Annotated in this window: 13 protein-coding genes and 1 tRNA gene; 6 read left to right on the top strand and 8 right to left on the bottom strand. The window is 69.9% G+C overall.

The annotated features are described in order from the left end of the window. Window positions 1-37: 37 nt before the first annotated feature. Window positions 38-868, bottom strand: a complete 831-nt coding sequence (locus tag QU603_RS06340; RefSeq protein WP_308493647.1) for a carbon-nitrogen hydrolase family protein — start codon at window positions 866-868, stop codon at window positions 38-40. Window positions 869-952: 84 nt separating this feature from the next. Here QU603_RS06340 and QU603_RS06335 point away from each other — a divergent pair, with 84 nt between their 5' ends. Beyond that, window positions 953-1,306 (top strand): carboxymuconolactone decarboxylase family protein, encoded by a 354-nt coding sequence (locus QU603_RS06335; RefSeq protein WP_308493646.1) that lies wholly within the window; start codon window positions 953-955, stop codon window positions 1,304-1,306. After that, entirely contained in the window at window positions 1,306-1,917 is a 612-nt protein-coding gene (locus QU603_RS06330; RefSeq protein ID WP_308493645.1) for a flavin reductase family protein, read from the top strand. The genes QU603_RS06335 and QU603_RS06330 overlap by 1 nt, the downstream gene beginning before the upstream one ends. Before the next feature lie 61 nt (window positions 1,918-1,978). Here the strand turns inward: QU603_RS06330 and QU603_RS06325 are convergent. From QU603_RS06325 to QU603_RS06315, 3 genes are all read right to left on the bottom strand, one after another. Beyond that, window positions 1,979-2,052, bottom strand: a tRNA-Met gene (locus tag QU603_RS06325). Between the two features lie 205 nt (window positions 2,053-2,257). Then, window positions 2,258-5,164 (bottom strand): UPF0182 family membrane protein, encoded by a 2,907-nt coding sequence (locus tag QU603_RS06320; protein ID WP_308493644.1) that lies wholly within the window; start codon window positions 5,162-5,164, stop codon window positions 2,258-2,260. 43 nt (window positions 5,165-5,207) lie between these two features. Next, a complete protein-coding gene (locus QU603_RS06315) occupies window positions 5,208-6,326 on the bottom strand; it encodes a YlbL family protein (RefSeq protein ID WP_308493643.1) in 1,119 nt (372 codons plus the stop codon). 122 nt (window positions 6,327-6,448) lie between these two features. Between QU603_RS06315 and QU603_RS06310 the strand changes: the two genes are divergently transcribed. After that, window positions 6,449-7,900 (top strand): zinc-dependent metalloprotease, encoded by a 1,452-nt coding sequence (locus QU603_RS06310; protein ID WP_308493642.1) that lies wholly within the window; start codon window positions 6,449-6,451, stop codon window positions 7,898-7,900. A 755-nt stretch (window positions 7,901-8,655) separates the two neighbouring features. Here QU603_RS06310 and QU603_RS06305 read toward each other — a convergent pair. Together QU603_RS06305 and nudC are read right to left on the bottom strand one after the other, a co-directional pair. Further along, window positions 8,656-10,440: an ATP-dependent helicase gene (locus QU603_RS06305; RefSeq protein WP_308493641.1), complete on the bottom strand. Its 1,785-nt coding sequence runs from the start codon at window positions 10,438-10,440 to the stop codon at window positions 8,656-8,658. After that, complete coding sequence (gene nudC / locus QU603_RS06300) at window positions 10,437-11,393, bottom strand: NAD(+) diphosphatase (RefSeq protein WP_308493640.1); 957 nt, start codon at window positions 11,391-11,393, stop codon at window positions 10,437-10,439. The genes QU603_RS06305 and nudC overlap by 4 nt, the downstream gene beginning before the upstream one ends. Window positions 11,394-11,456: 63 nt before the next feature. Between nudC and QU603_RS06295 the strand changes: the two genes are divergently transcribed. After that, the gene (locus QU603_RS06295; protein WP_308493639.1) at window positions 11,457-12,674 is read left to right on the top strand and encodes a protein kinase family protein; all 1,218 of its coding nucleotides are present in this window, start codon (window positions 11,457-11,459) and stop codon (window positions 12,672-12,674) included. Between the two features lie 52 nt (window positions 12,675-12,726). Here QU603_RS06295 and QU603_RS06290 read toward each other — a convergent pair whose 3' ends face one another. Both QU603_RS06290 and QU603_RS06285 read right to left on the bottom strand, forming a co-directional pair. Continuing rightward, window positions 12,727-16,002, bottom strand: coding sequence for an ATP-dependent DNA helicase (locus tag QU603_RS06290; protein ID WP_308493638.1), 3,276 nt, complete (start codon window positions 16,000-16,002; stop codon window positions 12,727-12,729). Further along, on the bottom strand, window positions 15,999-19,211 hold the full coding sequence (locus tag QU603_RS06285) for a PD-(D/E)XK nuclease family protein (RefSeq protein ID WP_308493637.1): 3,213 nt from the start codon (window positions 19,209-19,211) through the stop codon (window positions 15,999-16,001). Before QU603_RS06285 ends, QU603_RS06290 begins: the two co-directional genes overlap by 4 nt. A gap of 157 nt (window positions 19,212-19,368) precedes the next feature. On the opposite strand from QU603_RS06285, the gene QU603_RS06280 reads away from it, so the two are divergent. Further along, the gene (locus tag QU603_RS06280) at window positions 19,369-19,593 is read left to right on the top strand and encodes a DUF3107 domain-containing protein (RefSeq protein ID WP_308493636.1); all 225 of its coding nucleotides are present in this window, start codon (window positions 19,369-19,371) and stop codon (window positions 19,591-19,593) included. Beyond that, window positions 19,593-19,883, top strand: coding sequence for a hypothetical protein (locus QU603_RS06275; protein ID WP_308493635.1), 291 nt, complete (start codon window positions 19,593-19,595; stop codon window positions 19,881-19,883). Before QU603_RS06280 ends, QU603_RS06275 begins: the two co-directional genes overlap by 1 nt. The last annotated feature ends 5 nt before the right edge of the window (window positions 19,884-19,888 follow it).

Here is a 19,888-nt window from a genome sequence, read left to right as displayed (position 1 = left end):
GTGCGGTGGTCACGGCAGTGCGGCCAAGGCAGTGCGGTCAGCGCGGCACCACGCGATAGCGGCGCAATGCAAGGGACGGGTTGATCCGTCGCACGGCGGCGATGGCTGCGGGGCTCACCGAGGCCACGGCGACGTCGGTCGCAGTGCCGACGGCCGCGACGGTGACACCCTGCGGGTCGACGATCATGGAGTTTCCCACTCCGAGCGGCGGCGGATGATCGGCACCGGCGACATAGACGGTGTTCTCGATCGCACGCGCTTGGATCAGAGTGCGCCAGTGCATCTCTTTGAGCGGTCCCCGCACCCACTGCGCGGGCACCAGGACGGCATCGGCCCCGGCATCGGCGACAGTCCGCGTCACTTCGGGAAAGCGCAGGTCGTAGCAGGTCTGCAGTCCGAAGCGCACCCCGCCCACGACGAATGTCTCGGGCTCGGCGAGCTCCCCCGGCTCGACCCAGTCGGATTCACGCTGCCCGAACGCGTCGTACAGATGCGTCTTGCGGTACCGGGCGCGGATCCCGTCGCCGCCGACGGCGACGAGTGTGTTGTGCACGCGGGAGGCATGCGCGCGTTCGAGCAGACCCGCGACGATGTGGATGTCGTGCTCGGCGGCCAGGCGGGTCAGCGCGGCCGTGAACGGGCCGTCGAGGGGCTGCGCGTGGCCGGCCAGACTCTCATCGAACGGATCCAGGAACGCGCTGGAGTATTCCGGGAAGACCACGACGCCCGCGCCGCGGGCGACCGCGAGGGCGGTCAGAGCGGTGATCTGCTCGAGGTTGGCCGAGGCATCCGTCGTCGGCGCGAACTGCGCGACGGCAAGCGCCACCGGCTCGGCCGTCGGCACGTCAGTGGGGATCGCCTCGGTCATGCTTCCATCCTCGCGGTGGTGCGCGCCCCGGGCAACCCGTGTCGCAGCGGGCATAGCCTGGAACAGACCAACGAAAGGATTCTCATGACCGACTCGATGTACCCCAAGCGCACCCCCGAGATGGCGCGCAAGCGTCGCGAACTTGCTCCCGACACGGCTGCGGCATTCGAGGCGTTCAGCGCGCAGGTGTTCGCTGAGGGCGCCCTGGACGAGAAGACCAAGCAGCTGATCGCCGTCGCCGTCGCGCATACCACGCAGTGCCCCTACTGCATCGACAGCCACACGAAGCTGGCCTCGCGCAAGGGAGCCTCGGACGAGGAGATCATGGAGGCGATCTGGGTCGCCGCCGAGATGCGCGCTGGCGGAGCGTATGCGCACTCGGTCATTGCGCTGAACGCGTTGGACGCCGTGCACGGGCACGCGCACGCGAACGCCTGATGTCTGCCGAGGCCGGCCCCGCGAACGCGCTGACCGGCGCGGGTTCCGGCATCCCTCGGCATTCCGTCGGAGGTCCGGCCGGGTCACCTCCGCGAGACGCCGGTCGTGTGCTCGCCGAGGTGCCCACCTCGGCGGACGAGGACGCGTACAAGACGGCTTCCACGCACGCGGCCAAGGGGGTGGCGGTGCTCACTGCACGGCAGGGCAGATGGGACCATGCGGTGACCGTCACGGACTTCCTATCGGTGTCTTACGACCCGCCGACGATGCTCGTCAGCCTGTATGAGCTGTCGAGAATGGCGGATGTCGTGGTCGACACGGGACGGTTCACCCTGAATCTTCTCACCGACCGCCAAGGGTCGGTCGCCGACAGGCTCGGCTGGGGCGGTGCGCCGCTGGTGGGATTGCTCGATCAGGTGCCCTTCTTCCGCCGCGAACCTCACGGTCCGGCCCTGATCGAAGGCGCCCTGGCATGGTTCGAACTGCGGGTGACGGATGTGCACCCGGTTGCCACACATCGGCTCGTGGTCGGACGCGTGGTCGCGATGGGATCGGATGCGCCCGCGGGCGCCCGCCCGCTCGTGCGCTGGCGGTCCGAGTACCGGCGCTGAGCTCGCACCCGGACCGCCTGCAAAGCAGAAGGCCCTCGCTTTCGCGAGGGCCTTCATCTTGTTGCGGGGGCAGGATTTGAACCTACGACCTCTGGGTTATGAGCCCAGCGAGCTACCGAGCTGCTCCACCCCGCGGCACGTTGAACAGCCTAACACGCGGACCCCGACGGGGCGAATCGAACGCACTCGGACCTCCGCCTCGCCCCAGACACGCCCGCACCGAGCGCTGCAGCGACGCCGCCCGCTTGCCGAAATCATGTGACTTCGACGGGGGCACATCGAATTGACGTCAAAACGGTGTGTCGAGGTCGAGATCACATGATTTCGACCGGCGGGGAGGTCAGGGCTGCTGGCCCTCCAGCTTCAGCAGCGCGTCGATCGCCTTGGTCAGCTCGGCGTCGGCCTTGCCGTACGCCGTCCAGTCGCCCCTCGCGAGCGCCGCCTGCCGGTCCGCAAGGGCGGTCTTTGCCTGCTGCAGCGCTGCCTGGAACTCGACCGACGTGCCGGGGCTGGTCGGGCCGCCCGTGCCGGGTTTGGTCGTTTCCGTGCCCGATGGTGACGGTGCCGGGGTCGGGGTGACGTTCTCATCGCCCGTGGAGGCTCCGGAGTCGCCGCCGAACAGCGAGTTGAGGGCATCGGCCAGCGTGTCTTCGAATGCGATCTGGTCGCCGAACGCTACCAGCACCCGCTGCAGGGTCGGCACCTTCGTCTCACCCGAGGACTGCACGAACACAGGCTGCACATACAGGAAGCCGCCGCCGACCGGCAGCGTCAGCAGGTTGCCGGGGAGCACCTGAGACTGGCCTTGTTTGAGCAGGTTGATGTATTGCGACACCTCGGGCTGCGCGTCGAAGTTCGCCTGCACCTGACCGGGACCGGGAACGGGTGTCTCCGCACTGATCTCGAGCATGCGCAGCTTGCCGTAGTCGGCGCGCTTGGCGCCGGATTTGTCACCGGCATTCGAGTCCACCGCGAGATACCCCATCAGCACGTTGCGCGAGGTATCGCTCGAACCCTGCGGAATGTAGCTGGTGAACATCGAGTACTGCGGCGCATCCTGGCCGGGCATCGCCATCGTCAAGTAATACGGCGGCTGCAGCTCCTGGCTGTTCTGCGGGTCGTTGGGCGTGAGCCACTGGTTGTCGCCGCGGATGAACGACTGCGGGTCGCTGACGTGGTACGTCCCGAGGATCGAGCGCTGCACCTTGAACAGATCGGTGGGGTATCGCACGTGGCTGATCAGCTCCCCCGACATCGCCGACAGCGGCTTGACCGTGTTCGGGTAGATCTTCTGCCACGCCTTCAGCACCGGGTCCTGATCGTCCCAGGCATAGAGCGTGACGTGCCCGTCGTATGCGTCCACAGTGGCCTTCACCGAGTTGCGGATGTAGTTGATGTCGTCCATCGCGATCGACGGGGTGGGGTTCGACGAGTCGGCGATGGCCTTCGAGAAGCTCGTCTTGTGCGAGTACGGGTAGTCGGCGCTGGCCGTGTAGCCGTCGACGACCCACACGATCCGGCCGTCCACGACCGTCGGGTATGCGTCGCTGTCCAGTGTCAGGTACGGCGCGACCTGGTGCACGCGCTGGGCCGGGTTGCGGTCGTAGAGGATCTGCGACTCGGGGTTGATGCTGTCCGAGAACAGGATCTGCTCCGACTGGAACTTCAGGGCGTACACCAGCCGGTTGAACCAGCTGCCCACGTTCGGGCCGCCGTTGCCGGTGAAGGTGGTCTTGACCTCTTTGTCGGTACCGGACAGGTAGTCCAGCTCGATCGGCGCCGACCCCTTCGGGCCGCCGACGATCGAGTACGTCGGCGAGTTCTCACCGAAGTACACGCGGGGCTGATAGTCCTCCGCGGTGAGGAACCCACTGCTCGGGATGCCGCGCTCCAAGAACACCGGCTTGCCGTCGGTGGTGCGGGCATTGCCCTTGGCGACCACCAGGCCGTAACCGTGCGTATAGATCTGCGTCGTGTTCTGCCACGTCGCCTGGGCACCCAGCGCCGACAGGTTCAGTTCACGCACCGATACGACGGAGTCCTGCGACTGCCCGCCGATGTTGTAGCGGTCGACGTCCAGGGGATTCTTGAACTGGTAGTACGAGCGGTACTGCTCGAGCTGCTGCACGGTCGGTCCGATGATGGCCGGGTCCATGATGCGGATCTGCGCGGTGGTCTGCGCGTCCGAGCGCAGCTGTCCCTTCGTGACGTTCGTCTTGGCCGCGAAGTCCGTGGTCTGCATGTCGTCCAGGCCATAGGCGACGTCGGTCGCCTTCATGTTCTTCTGCACGTAGTCGGCCTGCAGGTTCAGCTGGTTCGGGCGCACCTGCACGGCATTGACGACCCACGGATACGCCATGCCCAGCACGATCGCCGAGACGATCAGCAGTCCGGTCGCGATCAGGGGGTAGCGCCAGTGTCCCACCACCGCAGTGACGAAGAACAGGATCGCCACGATCGCGGCGATGATCGCCAGGATCATCTGTCCGGGGATCACCGCATTCACGGTGGTGTAGTCCGGCCCCGTGATCTGACCGTTGTCGGCGACCAGTGTCTTGTAGCGGTCCAGCCAGAGGCTGGCCGCCTGCAGGAGCAGGTAGACGCCGGCCAGCACGGCGAACTGGATGCGCGCGGCCTTCGAGATGCGCAGCTCGCGCTGGGCGACGCGCACCGAACCGTAGAGGTACGACACCACCGCCGACACCAGCAGGCAGATCAGCAGCACGGCCGAGCTGAACCCGAGCAGCGCACTGTAGAACGGCATCGCGAACATGTAGAAGCCGGTATCCAGGTGGAACTGCGGGTCGGTGACCTTCGTGGTCACGCCGTTGACCCACAGCGCAGCCGTCTCCCATTGCGTGGATGCGGCGAACCCGGCGAAGAAGCCGAAGAAGATCGGGATCCCCCACATCGCCAACCGCCGCAGCGGCTCGACGACCTCTTGGTAGCGGTCCAGCTGCGAGCTGAGCCGTGCGTACACGGGGCGCAGCCGATAGGCCAGCTGGATGCACAGCCACACCGGAACGGCCATGCCGAAGAAGCCGATGGCGAACATGCCGATGCGCCAGCCCCAGCCGGTGACCAGAACGGTCTGGAAACCGAGCTGGTCGTACCAGAGCCAGTCGGTGTACAGATTCGCGAAGACGAAGAAGGCCACCACCAGCACGGCGATGATGACGAGCGAGATCGCGATGACACGACGAGAACGGCGGGGCGTGGCCGGGGCGGGTGCGGGTGTGGAGGTCACCCACTCATCCTAGGAGGCCGCGCGTGTGCGTACGCCGAACGGGTCAGTGACAGGTCGGCAGTGCATTCAGATCGCCGCCGGCGCTGACCGCTTCGAGCACCCGCATCGAGTCATCGAGCTTCTTCACTGCGAACACGCGCAGGCCCGAGGGGACGTGCCCGACGACTTCATCGCAGTTGGATGCCGGGGCCAGGAAGTAGCGTGCTCCCGCGTCGGCGGCCCCGAAAAGCTTCTGCCGGATGCCCCCGATCGCACCGACGTCTCCCTTCGCATCGATGGTGCCGGTCCCGGCGATCTTCTTGCCGCCGTTCAGCTCACCCGGAGTCATCGTGTCGATGATGCCCAGCGCGAACATCATGCCCGCCGACGGGCCGCCCACGTCGTTCAGCTGCAAGGTCACATCGACGGGGAAGTCGAAGTCCGTGGTCAGTGTCACCCCGATCAGCCACGCCGTCTTGCCGTCCACGGTGGCCTGCTTCGGGGTCACCGACACGTGCTCGGTCTTGCCGTCTCTGATGATGGTCATCGCGACCGGCGCGCCGTCACCCTTGGCGATCACATCGCGCAGGGTGTCGGCATCCGTGATCTTCGTGCCGTCGGCCTCGGTGATCACGTCGCCCTTCTGCAGAATGCCATCGGATGCCGAGTCCTCGACCAGCGAGTAGACCGTCAGCTTGGGCGTCACGGTGTAGCCGAGTTCGGTCAGAGCCGCCGCTGTCGCCTCCTTCTGCGAGTCGACCATCATCTCCGCCGACTCCTGGTCGCGCTCCTGCGACGTCTGGCCGGCGGGGAAGACGGCCTGGATCGGCACGACCGCACGAGACGGATCGAACCACGCGCCGGCCAGCTGCAGCCACGACGGCGTCTGCTGCGGGTTTCCGACCACCTGAACGGTCAGAAGGAACAGCGCGCCGGCCGTCGGATAGGTCGGCGCACCCGACACGGTGATCAGCGGCACCTCTTTGCCGGACGCGTTCTGCGCACTGCCGAGCGTGTCGAACACCGGTCCGGGTCGCTGGATCACGTAGGCCGTCGGCAGGAACGTGAGAATCAGCAGCACCACCACCGCCACACTGATCGCCCAGATGCCGATGACGGTGCCCCGGGGGCGCCGTCGGCGCGGCGCGGGCGCGACCGTCACGTTCTCGTCGAACAGAGCCACAGGAGTCCTTCCCACCTCGTTCGCGACCGGCGTACAGGTGAGGAGCCCTCGGTCGCAGATCACCGGGATCCGTGCGACTAGCGTAGAACCACACGCGGACACCCTGCTGAAAGGCGACTGAAGTGGCAGACGACGACCGCTCCCCCGAGGACGATTTCGCCGAGCTCATGCGGCAGCTCTTCGGCGCATCGGGCACGCCCGATCCCGAGCAGCTCGAGCAGCTGCGCGCACTGGGCGTCGACCCGGCGATGATGCAGGGCATCATGAATCAGATGCAGCAGGCGCTGCGCAACGCCCCTGCCGGCGGCATTGCGTGGGATCTGGCCAAGCGCCAGGCACTGCACATCGCGAACCAGAGCGACAAGGGTGTGACCACCGGCCAGCGCGGCGAGTTCGACCAGGCCTTCACGCTGGCGACGCTGTGGCTCAGCGAAGCCACCGCCATCTCGGACCTCGGCTCGCCGCCGCAGGCGATGACGCGCGGACAGTGGGTGGAGGCCACCCTGCCGGTGTGGCAGGAGCTCGCAGAGCCCGTGGCCACGAGCATCGCCGACGCGCTGACCGAGGCACTGCGCTCGCAGGCGCCCGAGGAGATGCAGCAGCTCGTGCAGGGTGCCGGCCAGGTGATGCGCACGCTGGGAGGCAGCATGTTCGCCACCCAGCTCGGGCAGGTGATCGGACAGCTCTCGTTGCAGGTGGTCTCCGGCGGCGATGTCGGAATCCCGGTGATGCCCGCCGGCACGGCCGCGATCCTGCCGCAGAACTTCGCCGATTTCGGACGTGATCTCGGAGTGCCCGAAGATCAGCTCGCACTGTATCTGTCCACGCGCGAACTCGCGCACGCGCGTCTGTTCCGGCACGCGCGTTGGCTGCGGCTGCACGTGATCGCCCAGGTGACCGAGTTCGCACGCGGAGTGCACGTCGACACCGATGCGCTCGAAGACATGGCAGGACGCTTCGACCCCAACAACCCGCAAGAACTGCGCGAGGCGCTCGAGAGCGGCGCGCTGCTGCCGGCGCGATCCGAAGCGCAGACGGCCGCCCTCGCGCGCCTGGAGAACCTGCTGGCCACGATCGAAGGCTGGGTCGAGGTCGTGACCGCCGATGCGACCGGACGTCTGCCCTCCGCCGACCGCATCGCCGAGGCCGTCCGCCGTCGCCGGGCGGTGGGCGGACCGGCCGAGAAGGCGCTGGGTTCGCTGGTCGGCCTCGAACTGCGTCCGCGCCGCATGCGTGAGGCCGCGGCGATGTGGCGGGCGGTGACCGACGCGGTGGGAGTGACCGACCGCGACGCGCTGTGGGACTACTCCGACCTCATGCCGTCGGCCGACGACATCGACGACCCGTCCGACCTGATCGCCCGCCTGCAGGCACGCTCGCGCGGCGAGCAGGCTCCTCGTGACGAGATGGATGACGCGCTGGAGGCGCTGCTGCGCGGTGATTTCGATGCGCAGGGTCCGGAGGCGGGATCGACTGACGAGCCCACCACCGACGAGGGCACGCAGGGCGGGCCGGCACACGACGGCACCGACAGTCCGGCCGACGACGATCCGCAGGGACCGCGCCCGGTCTGAGCGACCGTCGTCTCCTGCACAGCCGTGCCACCGGCCGACGTGTGGGGTTCGGTCTGTGGACAACCGTCGTGGGCGCCCTCGCCGGACGCACAATCGGTGGATGCTGGTACTCGACCCCGCCCGCCCGCCGGTGTGGCGCACACCCGACGATCTGCAATTCGGGCCTGACGACTCCGTTCGGCTGCATCATCCCGCGCCCTGGCAGGAGCGGATGATCACCGAGCTGTCCCGCGGCCTGCCCGACGTGGCCGTCGAGCCGGTCGCCCTCGCGCTGGGCGCCAGCGCTGACGACGCACGGGCACTGATCGCACTGCTCGGGCCGGTGCTGATCACGCCCGGCACCCGCCTGGCCGCATCCGTCGCCGTGGAGGCCGACTCACCGGCACTGGCGCCGGCAGCTGCCCAGGTGACGGCCGGTCTGCGCGCACACGGGGCGGCGATCACGTCGGACTCCCGCAGCGCCGACGCCGTCCTCATCGTGGCAGCCCATGTGGTCGATCCTCGTCATGCAGCCCGGCTTCTGCGCGAAGACATCCGCCACCTGCCTCTCGTGCTGCACGGCGACACGGTGACGGTGGGGCCGATGGTGGTTCCCGGGGCGACCGCATGCCTGACGTGCCTGGAAGCCGCCCGTCGCGATGCCGATCCGGCGTGGCCGGCGGTGGCCACCCAGCTGCTGCATGCTCCGCCGCCGCCGGCGCCGGGCGGTCTGATCATCGAGGCGGGACTCGTGGCGGCTCGCATGGTCGGCGAGGTCAGCGATGCGCCCGTGACGCGCTCGCTGACGCTGTCCGCGCGCTCGCACCGCCGTTCCTGGCGGACCCATCGACCGCACGCAGCGTGCGGCTGCCGATCTCTCGCAGAAAGCGTGACGGCTGCCGTTCCCGCATCCGATCCCCGACGCGCGACCACGACAGCGACAGCGTCAGCGCTGCCCGCGTGACGCCGACATAGGTCAGGCGCCGCTCTTCGTCGATCTGCTCGAACGTCGTCGCGTACGAGATCGGCAGGAGCCCTTCGGACATGCCGATGATGTGCACGTGCCGCCATTCCAGGCCCTTGGCCGCGTGCAGCGTCGCCAGTGTCACCGTCCGCATGCCGGGTTCGTGCTGGTCTTTCGCCCGCGCCATCAGATCATCGGTGAACGCGCGCAGCGAGGTCTGCGCGGGTGCTTCCTCCGCCAGCCGCAGCAGTGCCCGCCGGGCCTCCCACGCGTCGCGCAGCGCACCGCCCGCCGGCGGCGGGTCATCGGTCAGCCCGAGAGAACGCAGCACGTCGCGCACGGCATCCACGAAACCGCGCGAGATCGGCGCGACCGAGGCGCCCCGCAATGCGAGCACTGCCTGGCGCACCTCGGGAATGTCGAAGAAGCGTCGCCCGCCCAGCACCGTCGCCGGAATCTGCACGGCCGCCAACGACTGCAGCAGCGGCACCGACTGGGCGTGCGCACGGTACAACACGGCGATCTCGCGCGGGTCCGCACCGTCGTGCAGCTGCGCGGCGATGGCTGAGGCCACGCCCGCGGCCTCGTCCGCGTCATTCGCGAATGTCGTCACCGTCGGTCGCGGCGCGCCCGCCGCCGTTGCCGGCAGCTGTTCGGTCGACGGGGCCGCAGGGTCAGCAGCGTGCAGGAGCAGCGCACCGGGACGCCCTCGCATGAGCTCGTTGGCCACGCCCAGCACGGGTTGCGCACACCGATAGCTCGTCGAGAGCCGTACGACGGTCGCATCGGGGTACCGCGTGCCGAAATCCCGCAGATACCCCGCGTCGGCACCCGCGAACGAATAGATCGTCTGGCTCGCGTCACCCACCACGCACAGGTCGCGGCGCTGGCCGAGCCACACCTCCAGCAGACGGTTCTGCAGCGGCGAGACATCCTGGTATTCGTCGACGGTGAAGTGCCGGTACTGCTCACGGACGGCGGCAGCCACGCGCGGCTCTGCCTCGAGCATGCCGGCGCACGCGAGCAGCACGTCTTCGAAATCGAGCTGCCGGCGCTCGTCTTTCAGCTTCTCGTAGGCACGCTGCAGGTCCACCAGTCGCTCGATGCCCAGCCCTCCGACACCGGCCGGTCTGTCGGCGGCGTAGCGATCGATCGATCGCATCGTGACCTTGCGCCACTCGATCTGCGACGCGACGTCGCGCAGCGTGGCCGTGTCCACCGACAGTCCGATGCCGTCGGCGGCATGTGCGAGCAGTCGCACCTTGTTGTCGACGATCGCCGGTGCAGAATCGCCCGCCACCGTCGGCCAGAAGAAGTTCAGCTGGGCCAGGGCCGCGGCATGGAACGTCCGGGCGGACACACCGCCGATGCCGAGCGCCCGCAGCCGCCCGCGCATCTCTCCGGCAGCCTTGGCGGTGAAGGTCACTGCCATCACCCGGCCCGGAGAATAGGCGCCGGTGTCGACCCCGTGCGCGATGCGCCGGGTGATCACCCGCGTCTTTCCCGCACCGGCTCCGGCCAGCACGCAGACCGGTCCGCGCAGCGCGGTGGCCGCCTCGAGCTGCTGCGGGTCGAGGCCGTCCAACGGGCCGGTCATTCGGCCTCCGCGTACCAGTCGGCGATGAGGCGGTGCGCGATCGAGGCCGGCCCCGGCAAGAGGATGTCGTCGCCTTCGGCATCGTCGCCCCACGCGCCGCGTTGCAGGGCCTCACCGATCTCAGCGCGGGTGAACCAGCGCAGCGCGGCGATCTCGTCGCCGTCGGGGCGGGCCCGGTCGTCGGCGACGGCGCGTGCGCGAAAGCCCAGCATGAGCGAGCGCGGGTACGGCCACGCCTGAGACGAGCAGTACCGCACGTCACTGACCTGGATGCCCGACTCCTCGAGAAGCTCGCGGGCGACGGCCGCCTCGGCCGACTCGCCCGCCTCGACGAACCCGGCGAAGCACGAGAAGCGATTGAGCCCCCACAGCACATTCGAACCCAGCAGCAGCCGATCCGGGCCTCCGGAGCTCTCCACCGCCATGATCACGGCCGGGTCGGTGCGCGGAAAATGCTCGCGCCCGCAGGAGTCGCACCGCCGCGCCCAGCCGGCCGCCTGCACGCGAGTGGCGGCCCCGCACGCCGGGCAGTACGTGGAGTCGCTCAGCCAGCGCCCCAGCGCCACCGCCGTCACGAAGGCGTCGGCCTCTTCTGCCGACAAGCCCGCACCGGCCGCACGTAGCGCGACCCAGGGTCCGTCCGGGAGATCGGCCGCGTCGGGGTCGAGAACCGCGGCCAGCATGGCCGATCCGTCCGACGCCCGGCCCAGAAACGCCCAGTGCGCGGCATCCGCCACGTCGCTGCCGCCGCGGAAGCGCAACCCGCCGTCCGCGCCCAGCTGGGCGCGATCGCCGCGGATGACCAGCGTGCGCGTGGAAGCATCGCCCCGCAGTCGCGCGATGAGGTCTGCGTCGCTGCGCTCATGGGCGCTGCGATCGAATCCGGACCGACCGAACGCGGGTGCCGGGCCGGACGACCGATTGTGTCTTCCCTCGCGCGATTGTGCGGTCATCGATCCCTCCGTGCCGGGCGTGGCGACCCCTTCGGCAGCCGACGCCGACCTACCCTGGGGGGCATGGCACGCTCACCCCTCACTCTAGCGGCGGCTGTGACCTCGGCAGTCCCGCAGGCCTCGGTCATCGCGGTCAGCGCGCTCACCGAACACGGCGCCGGCCGCTTCGATTCGGCGCTGGCCGAGTTGTCGGACGGGCGACGCGTCGTGGTGCGCGCGGCCACAGACGACGACACCGCAGCCGAACTCGCCGCGCAGGCACGGGCCCTGCGCGCACTGACCTCGGGCGTGCGTGCCCTGCTGCCCTTCGCGGCGCCGACCCTCCTCGGGCAGGCGCGCGTCGGCGACGCGCCGGCGATCGTGGTCAGTCACCTGCCCGGCTACCGCGTCGATGCCGCCGACGTTCCCGCAGGCCGCGGAACGGCCACCACGCTCGGAGCGGCCATCGCCGCTGTGCACGCGCTTCCGGACTCGGTGGCACGCGCCGAGTCGTTGCCGGAGCTGACCGCGGCGCAGACACGCGCCGATGCCGAGCGCCTGCTGGATCGCGTCGCGACCAGTCACCGTCTTCCGGTGTCGCTGCTCTCACGCTGGAGCAAGGCGGTCGGCGCCTCGCGCATCTGGCAATTCGAACCGACTCTGACCTTGGGCGGGACCACCACCGACGCTTTCGTCTTCGCCGATCGCGACGGCGTGCCCACGGTCTCGGGGCTGCTCACCTGGCACGGGCTGCGCGTGGGCGACCCGGCAGCCGACCTGCGCTGGACCGCATCCGCACCCGAGGCTGCACGAGACGTGTTCGACGCCTACACCGAAGCGAGCGTGCGCACGCCCGACGCCTGGCTGCGCATCCGCGCGCGGCTGTACGCCGAGTTCGAATTCGCCCGCTGGCTCGTGCACGGCCACGACGAAGGCCGCGACGACATCGTCGATGACGCGGTGGACCTGCTGACCGCCCTGGCCGACTCTGTCGTCGACGACGATCTGCTCGCCGATGACGCGGTCGACGTCGACGACACCATCGCCCTGCTCGGGCGCGTGCCCGGCGCCGCCGGCGGCATCGATACATCGATGCAGACAGACGCCTTCGGCCCGGACGACACCGCGTTCTTCAGCGAGCAGATCGGCGGCCGGACCGAGACGTCCTCACCGGCCGACCCGGACGCGACGGCACCCATCGACGTGAGCGGGTGGGTGGGCCGGGACGGTGACGCGGATGCCGTGGCCGACGCCGACCGTGCGTCCGAGGCCGCGCTGCGACGCTGGGCGGCCTCGTCCTGACCGCGCCGTGACCTCGACGCGCGTGCGGCGACCTCGACGCGCGTGCGGCAGGTCACGCCCTCAGAATGAGGTCGTGCGCGACGTAGTAGAGCACGACGTCGATCTGATCCAGCGGAACCCCGTGCTTCTGGTGGTAGGCACGACGGTACAGTTCGAGCTGCAGCATCCGCTCCGCTCGCTCGGCGGCGGTGCGCGGAGGCGCACCGGTCTTCCAGTCCACGATCTCGAAGCGCTCACCGCGCCGGTAGACGGCATCCAGCTTGCAGATCGCCAGATGGTCGGCGTCATCGAGTCCGGTGAACCGGAAATCGATCTCGGTCTCGACGGCGATCGGCTGCAGCGAGGCCCACGGCGAACGGGCGAACGCGTCCTTCAGTCGCTCGAGTTCCGCCGCATCGGCGTGCCCGAGGTCCTGCTCGTCGGACGAGAGCTCCCACAGCGCATCGTCGAGTGAGCCTGCCGCACCCACGAGCCCGGAACGCTGTTCGACCCAGCTGTGGAACAGGGTGCCCAGCCGGGTCTGGCGGAACGGCCGCTCCGGCATGGGGCGGGCGATCGCGGCGACGGTTCCCGCATAGTCGGCGACGAAGTCCTTGTAGCGCGACGCGGGAATGCGCACCGGGGCGCGGCCGGATGCCGGAGCCTGCCGCAGATCACGCTCGGCCAGCAGCAGCGCCAGGTCATCGTCGGGGGCGGGCCGTTCTGCCTCGAGCGCCGCGCGCACAGCGGTCGCGGCATCCATGACCCGCGCCCGACGCGCGCCCAGGGCGTCCAACGGCCAGCTGAGCATGCGCTTCTCCCCCTGGTAGGGGTTCTCCCCCGGATCGCCGTCGGGCAGCACCGCGCCCTGCGCCTGCGCGATCTCGATCAGGAACGGGCTGTGCGATCTCGGGCGCATCGTGCCCGACCACGGCGAGCCGGTCAGCAGCAGATGATCGCGCGCCCGGGTGACTGCGACATACGCCAGCCGCCGGTCCTCGTCGATCTGACGCTCACGGTTGGCGGCGGCGAAGTCGTCGATCGCGGTCTTGATCTGCTGCTGGGTCTGGGCGGTGCGCCAGGCCAGCGCGGGCAGCCACGGCGCATCGCCGCGGAACTCGTAGGGCAGCACGCCGAATCCGAGCCATGCCTTCGTGTCTTTTGCGGCCGTGGGCAGTTCGCCGTCGACCAGGCGCACCACGGCCACGGCGTCCCACTCCAGCCCCTTCGACCCATGGATGGTCAGCAGCTGCACGACGTCGTCTTCGGCGGGTTCGGTGCGCGGAGCGAATTCGTCGAGCTGCTCGGCGTGGTCGAGCCAGGCCAGCAGGCTCGACAGCGACCCTGTCTCGTCGGCGGCCAGGAACGCATGCACCTCATCGGTGAACGCGCGCAGCTGCGCAGCGGCGACCCGCGCCGGGCCACGTGCCTCGTTGGCGGCCAGCTCGATGTCCAGCCGCAGTTCGCGTTCGATCAGGCGCACCAGTTCGATCACCGGTGCCGCCGCCGACTGGCGCAACCCGGCGAACACCGCCGCCGCCTCGCGCAGTCGAACGCGGGCCTGAGCGGTCAGACCCGCCAGCCACGAGTGATCGTCGGGAACGCGCAGCACGAAATCCAGCGCGTCCACGAGCGAGCCCGACTCGTCCCCGCCGGTGCGGACGCGCTCGGCCACGACGGGTTCGAGCCGCTGCAGCGATGCATCATGCTGCGCGATGCGGCGCGAGAGTCCCGCAAGCTCCCGCAGGTCGGGCAACCCGATCGCCCACCGGGGACCGGCCAGCAGCCGGATCAGCGCCGATCCCGCACGCGGATCGCTGATCACCCGCAGCGCGCTGACCACGTCGACCACCTCGGGCGTGGACAGCAGTCCGCCCAGCCCCAGGATGCGGTGCGGGATGCCTCGCGCGGCCAGGGCGTCGGCGAAGCGCACCATGTGCTTCTTGGCCCGGAACAGAATGGCCCCGGTCGTCGTGCGGCCAGCGGCCGCCCGCTCGCTGCGGACCTGCTCGAACCAGGCCGCGACGCGCTCCGTCTCGGCGTCGAGATCGTCTTCGACGGCGATCTCGACCGCCCCGTCGGGCGCCTCCTCGCGCGGGAGCAGCGCACCCACCGGCACCGGCGCGCTCGCCGCGAGCGGAGCCAGAACGGCTTCGGCTGCCCGCAGCACCGCACGGCTGTTGCGCCAGCTGGTCATGAGCGCGAACGATCCGCAGGCCTCGTCGTGCGCGAACGCCCCCGCGAACCCCCCGAGGTTGCCCGAACTGGCCCCGCGCCAGCCGTAGATCGCCTGATGCGGATCACCGACGGCCATCACCGCACGGTCGGCGAACAGCGCGGAGAGCAGCTCGGTCTGCGCGACCGAGGTGTCTTGATACTCGTCCAGCAGCACGACGGCGAAACGCGAACGCATCTCGGCGGCGACGGAGGGATGGCCGCGCACGGCCTGCAGAGCGCCGGCCACCTGATCCGAGAAGTCGAGCACTCCCAGCCGTCGCTTCTGGTCGTTGTAGTCGCGGGCCAGCGTCACGAGCAGTTCCAGCGCGTCCACACAGCCGACGGCCTTGGTGACATCGGCGTACACCGTCGTGCCGCGGCGGATGGAGGGCAGCTGCGCCACCGTGCGGAACTGCTCGGGGAAGGCGGCGAGTGCGTCGAGATCGACGAGGTGATCGACTCCGTCGCGGGCGATGCGCAGGGCCGCATCGATCACCGTGCGCGGCGCACGCTCCACGGCCTCCAGACGCGGATCGTCGCTGGCGTAGACGACGCGGCGCATCAGCAGCCAGGCCGCCGATTCGCTCAAGACCGCCGCTTCGGGGTCACGCCCGATGCGCACCGCGTGTTCGCGGACGATCGCGTCGGCGAAGCTGTTGTAGGTCGACACCGTCGGCCGGTGCAGCAGCGTCTCGGTGTCTTGCGCCTGCGCGCGCGCGCCGGTGCGCGCGACGAGTTCGGCCAGCGCCGTGTTCCGGTCGCGCACGCTGCAGCCGGAGCGTTCGATCGCGCCGAACACGTCGAGGGCGCCTTCGGCGTGCAGCACCGGAAGGTGCGCGATCAGGCCCGCCCGCTCGAACTCGGCCAGGCGCGCCAGGCGCCGTTGGATGCGCTCTGTCAGCTCGCCGGCGGCCTTGCGGGTGAAGGTGAGTCCCAGGATCTCGTCGCGCCGCACGATGCGGTTGGCCACGAGCCACACCACTCGCGCCGCCATCGTCTCGGTCTTGCCGCTGCCGGCCCCGGCGACCACGAGCGCCGGCGCGAGCGGCGATGAGATCACGGCGCTCTGCTCGGCGGTGGGCGGAAACTGGCCGAGTGCCGCGGCGATCGCTTCGGGTGTGAGCGCGGTCATGAGGCACTCACCGGGCCGATCGTGTGGATGCGGCACAGCCCGTACGTGTGCTCATCGCGGCAATGCTCTTCGAACGGAGCGCTGAACCGCGTGCCGCGCATCACGTCCACGGCGGCACGCACACGGACAACGAATCGTTCTCGGGCGTCGTCGTCGAACGGCGGCTGCCGCGGCTCCGCATAGTCCTTACCCTTCGCGGACGGACGCAGCACGAGCAGCTTCGCTCCCCCGGACGCGTGCCCGTCGGCGCCCGGAATCGCCCCGGACTCGAAGGCGAGCTGGTAGGCGGCCAGCTGAGGGTTCTCGGCCACCTTGGGGTCGGTCTGCGGCTCGCTCTTGCCGGTCTTCAGATCGACGATGACCACCTTTCCGTCAGCGTGCAGTTCGACGCGATCGATGTATCCGCTCAAGACCGCGCCATGTGCGGCCTTCCCCACCGCAGCTCCGCCATGCCCGGCATCGTCGTCGACCGGGTCGACAGGGATCGGAATCTCGAAATGCGGTTCGGCATCGATGAGCGTGCCGCCGGCGGCCTCGAAACGGCTCAGATACAGGTGCAGTCTGTGCACGAGGTCGCGTGCCTGGGACTGCGTGGCGCGCTCGATCCACGCGGCCTCGAACTCCAGTTCGTCCCAGCGCGAGCGCACCTGCTCCCATAGCGCCGCCTCGTCGCTGCCGGCCGTGTGCTCGAGCGCGGCGTGGATGATCGTCCCGAGCCCCGCTGTGGTGCCGCCCGGGTCACCGCCCAGGTCACCGATGACCCAGTTGAGCTGACAGGTCTCCAGCGCATCCAGCCGCGAAGGCGAGACCCGCACATCCTCGCGCGAGAGGTCGCGCAGCGGGCCGGTGGAGGTCGGATCGGCCACGCCGTACCACTCCTGCGGATCGGCACCGGCGACCCGGGCGTCAGCCAGCAGCGCGAGCTGCCCGGCGGCATGGGCCGCCCGTGCCGCTGCCGCTGCCGACGCCGTGCCCGACGGTGCACGGCTGGTCACGCTGCGCCGGTGTGCCGCCACCAATCCGCGCAGAGTGAGCGGGTGCGCGGCGAGGGCTGCGGCGGGCACGGGATCGGGCAGGAACTCGAAGAACGCGCTCGGTCCGTTGTCGTCGTCATCGACAGCGGTGACCACGACCTGTTCTCGTGCACGCGACAGCGCTCGCACGAACAGCCGCAGCTCGTCATGCATGGCCGCGCGCCGGCGGTCCAGCACGTCGGGGACCCCGGTGTCGCCCTCGGCTCGGGTGACCGCATCGGCGAGTCGCCAGGTGTCCAGCAGACTGCCGCGCAGACGCGTGTTGGGCCACACTCCGTCTTGCACTCCGGCGACCACGACCGTGTCGAACTCGCGCCCCAGCGCTCCCGCGGGTGTCAGGACCGAGACCGCCGCTCCGGCGGGCGACTCGAACCGGTCTTCGGCCACGTCGCTGTGCAGGATGCCGCGCACGAACTGCATCGCGGTGCCGGCTGTGGCGTCCTGCCTCTCTTCGAACCTCTTCGCAGCCTGGAACAGGGCAACCACCGCATCGAGGTCGCGATTGGCCTGGTCGGCCAGCGGACCGGTGCCCCGCGCCGCCTGCCCCCACACGGACTCGAGACCTGACGCGTGCCAGACGATCCACAGCAGTTCGTGGGCAGTGGCCCCCTGCGCGAGCGCCGTGCCGGCATCGTCGACCATCCGCGCCACGCGGGCTGCGCGGCGGGCCTCGCGCGTGTCGACGGCGTCGAACTCGGTGGGGTGGCGGCACGCGTCGGTCAGCAGCTGGGCCGCCGTTCGCTCGCCACCCGAGCGCAGCTCTTCGTGGCGCAGTGCTGTGCGCAGTCGTCGCAGCTGCACGGGGTCCAGTCCGCCGATCACGCCCTGCAGCACGTCGATGAGAAGGTCGGGCGTCCAGTCCGCGGCATCCACTGCGGCCAGCTCGACCACGCGCAGAAGATCGCGCACCGGGCGTAGCGTTCCCAGAGCGAGCCCCGACCCGGGCGAACGCGCCGGGACCTCGCGCGCCGACAGCTCCGCCTCGAACGCGGCCACCTGACGGGTGTCGTGCGTGATCACCGCGCACCGGGCCCAGTCCACATGGTCGCGCACGTGGCGCTCGCGCAGCAGCCGCGCCACCACGTCGTACTGCTCGGCGGCCGATCGCAGCAGCATCGCGCGCACGGTGCCATCGGGCGCGTGCTCGGATGCGGGCGGGTGCGGTGGCCGCCGATGGGCGACGCCGGCAGCTGTGCCGATGTGCGCCGTCACCGCCCGTACGAGGTCGACGTTCGCCGCCGACCCGCGGTGCGGCTCCGCCAGCACGTGCGCCTGGCCGAGCAGCGCGGACAGTCGGGCGAAGTTCTCGGGAGTCGCCCCTCGGAACGCTCCGGCTGCCACGTCCGGGTCGCCGAAGGCCAGCACGGCGATCCCCCGCGCACGGCAGGCGTCGAGCAGATCCACGCCGCCGGCGGTGAGCTCCTGGGCGTCATCGACCATGATCGCCTTCACCCGCGCGAGCGGGCCCAGCTCTGCCGCATCGACGGTGCGCACGAGCGCCGCCGCCTCTCGCACGAGCCCCGCCGCGTCGCGGTGCGCACCGCGCATCTGAGCACGCACCTGCAGATATTCGGCGAAGAACGACGCGCAGGACCGCCAGGCCTCGATGTCCAGGTCGTCACCGAGCGCGTCCAGGCGCGACGGCTCGATGCCCAGCGTGATGCATTCGGCCAGGAATGCGCGCATCTCGCTGCGAAAGCCGGTGCTCGCCCGGATCTGCGCGCCGAGCCAGTCAGGCCAGCGCGAGAGGCCGGATGCCTCGTCCAGCGCATCGCCGTCGAGCAGGTCCTGGATGATCCGGTCTTCGTCGCCACCGGTCAGAAGTCGCGGCGGCTCGCCACCGGCACGCACGTCCGCACTGCGGATCACCGCGAACGCCAGCGCTGCCACCGACTGAGCCATCGCCCCCGACGTCGCCGCATCCACGGCCAGTCCCAGCCGATCACGCAGAGCGGTGGCCGTCTGCCTGCTGGGTGTGAGCACTCGCACGACGTCGGCATCGAGCCCGGCGTCGATCAGCCGCCGGACGCGTGCGATGAGCGCCGTCGTCTTGCCCGTGCCGGGCGCCCCCACCACCACACCGCTCGTATCGGCGGCAAGCCCGACCACGCGACGCTGCGCGTCGTCGAGGGCGGGCGTGGGCGCATCGAGGGGCGCGGAAGCAGGTGCGGGCATCGACTGCCACGCTAGCGCCGACCGACGACACCCAGACGATGCATGCGCGTCATCGCCGCGGCGTTCGCCCAGAGCGTTCGCGACCGTGACGCCGGGGTCCGCACACGTGTCGTAGAGTTGCCGTACCCAATGACCCCGCCAGGAAGGACAGTGCTCCGTGGAGATCCGCATCGGCATCGTGAACACCGGACGTGAGCTGAATTTCGAGAGCGCGGACTCCGCCGACAGTGTGCGTGAGGCTGTGACGTCGGCCCTCGAATCGGGCGCGCCGCACGTGTCGTTCACCGATGACAAGGGCAATTCGTTCATCGTGCCCACAGCTGGTCTGGCCTACATCGAGCTCGGCACCGAGGACGTGCGTCGGGTTGGATTCGTGGCCTGATGCAGATCCTGCTCGCCGTCATCTACGGCGCGGCCATCGGGGCCATCGCGCATTACACGATGCCCGCCCGCGATACGCGCGGCGTGGCCCTGATGCCGCTTGTCGGCGCCGTGGCAGGCGGTGCGATCTGGACGATCCTGACCTGGGCGGGCCTGTCCACCGACAACGCATGGCTGTGGATCGCCGGCTTCGTGGTGCCCACCGTGGCCGCCTACGGCGGGTTGGCCCTCATCACCGCTGCGCGACACGCGCACGATGCGCACGAGCGGGAGCGCTTGGCCATCGCCTGACGGGC

It is taken from the genome of Microbacterium terrisoli, from assembly GCF_030866805.1.
GTDB classification, from domain to species: domain Bacteria; phylum Actinomycetota; class Actinomycetes; order Actinomycetales; family Microbacteriaceae; genus Microbacterium; species Microbacterium terrisoli.
This window is presented reverse-complemented; position numbering and strand designations above follow the sequence as displayed.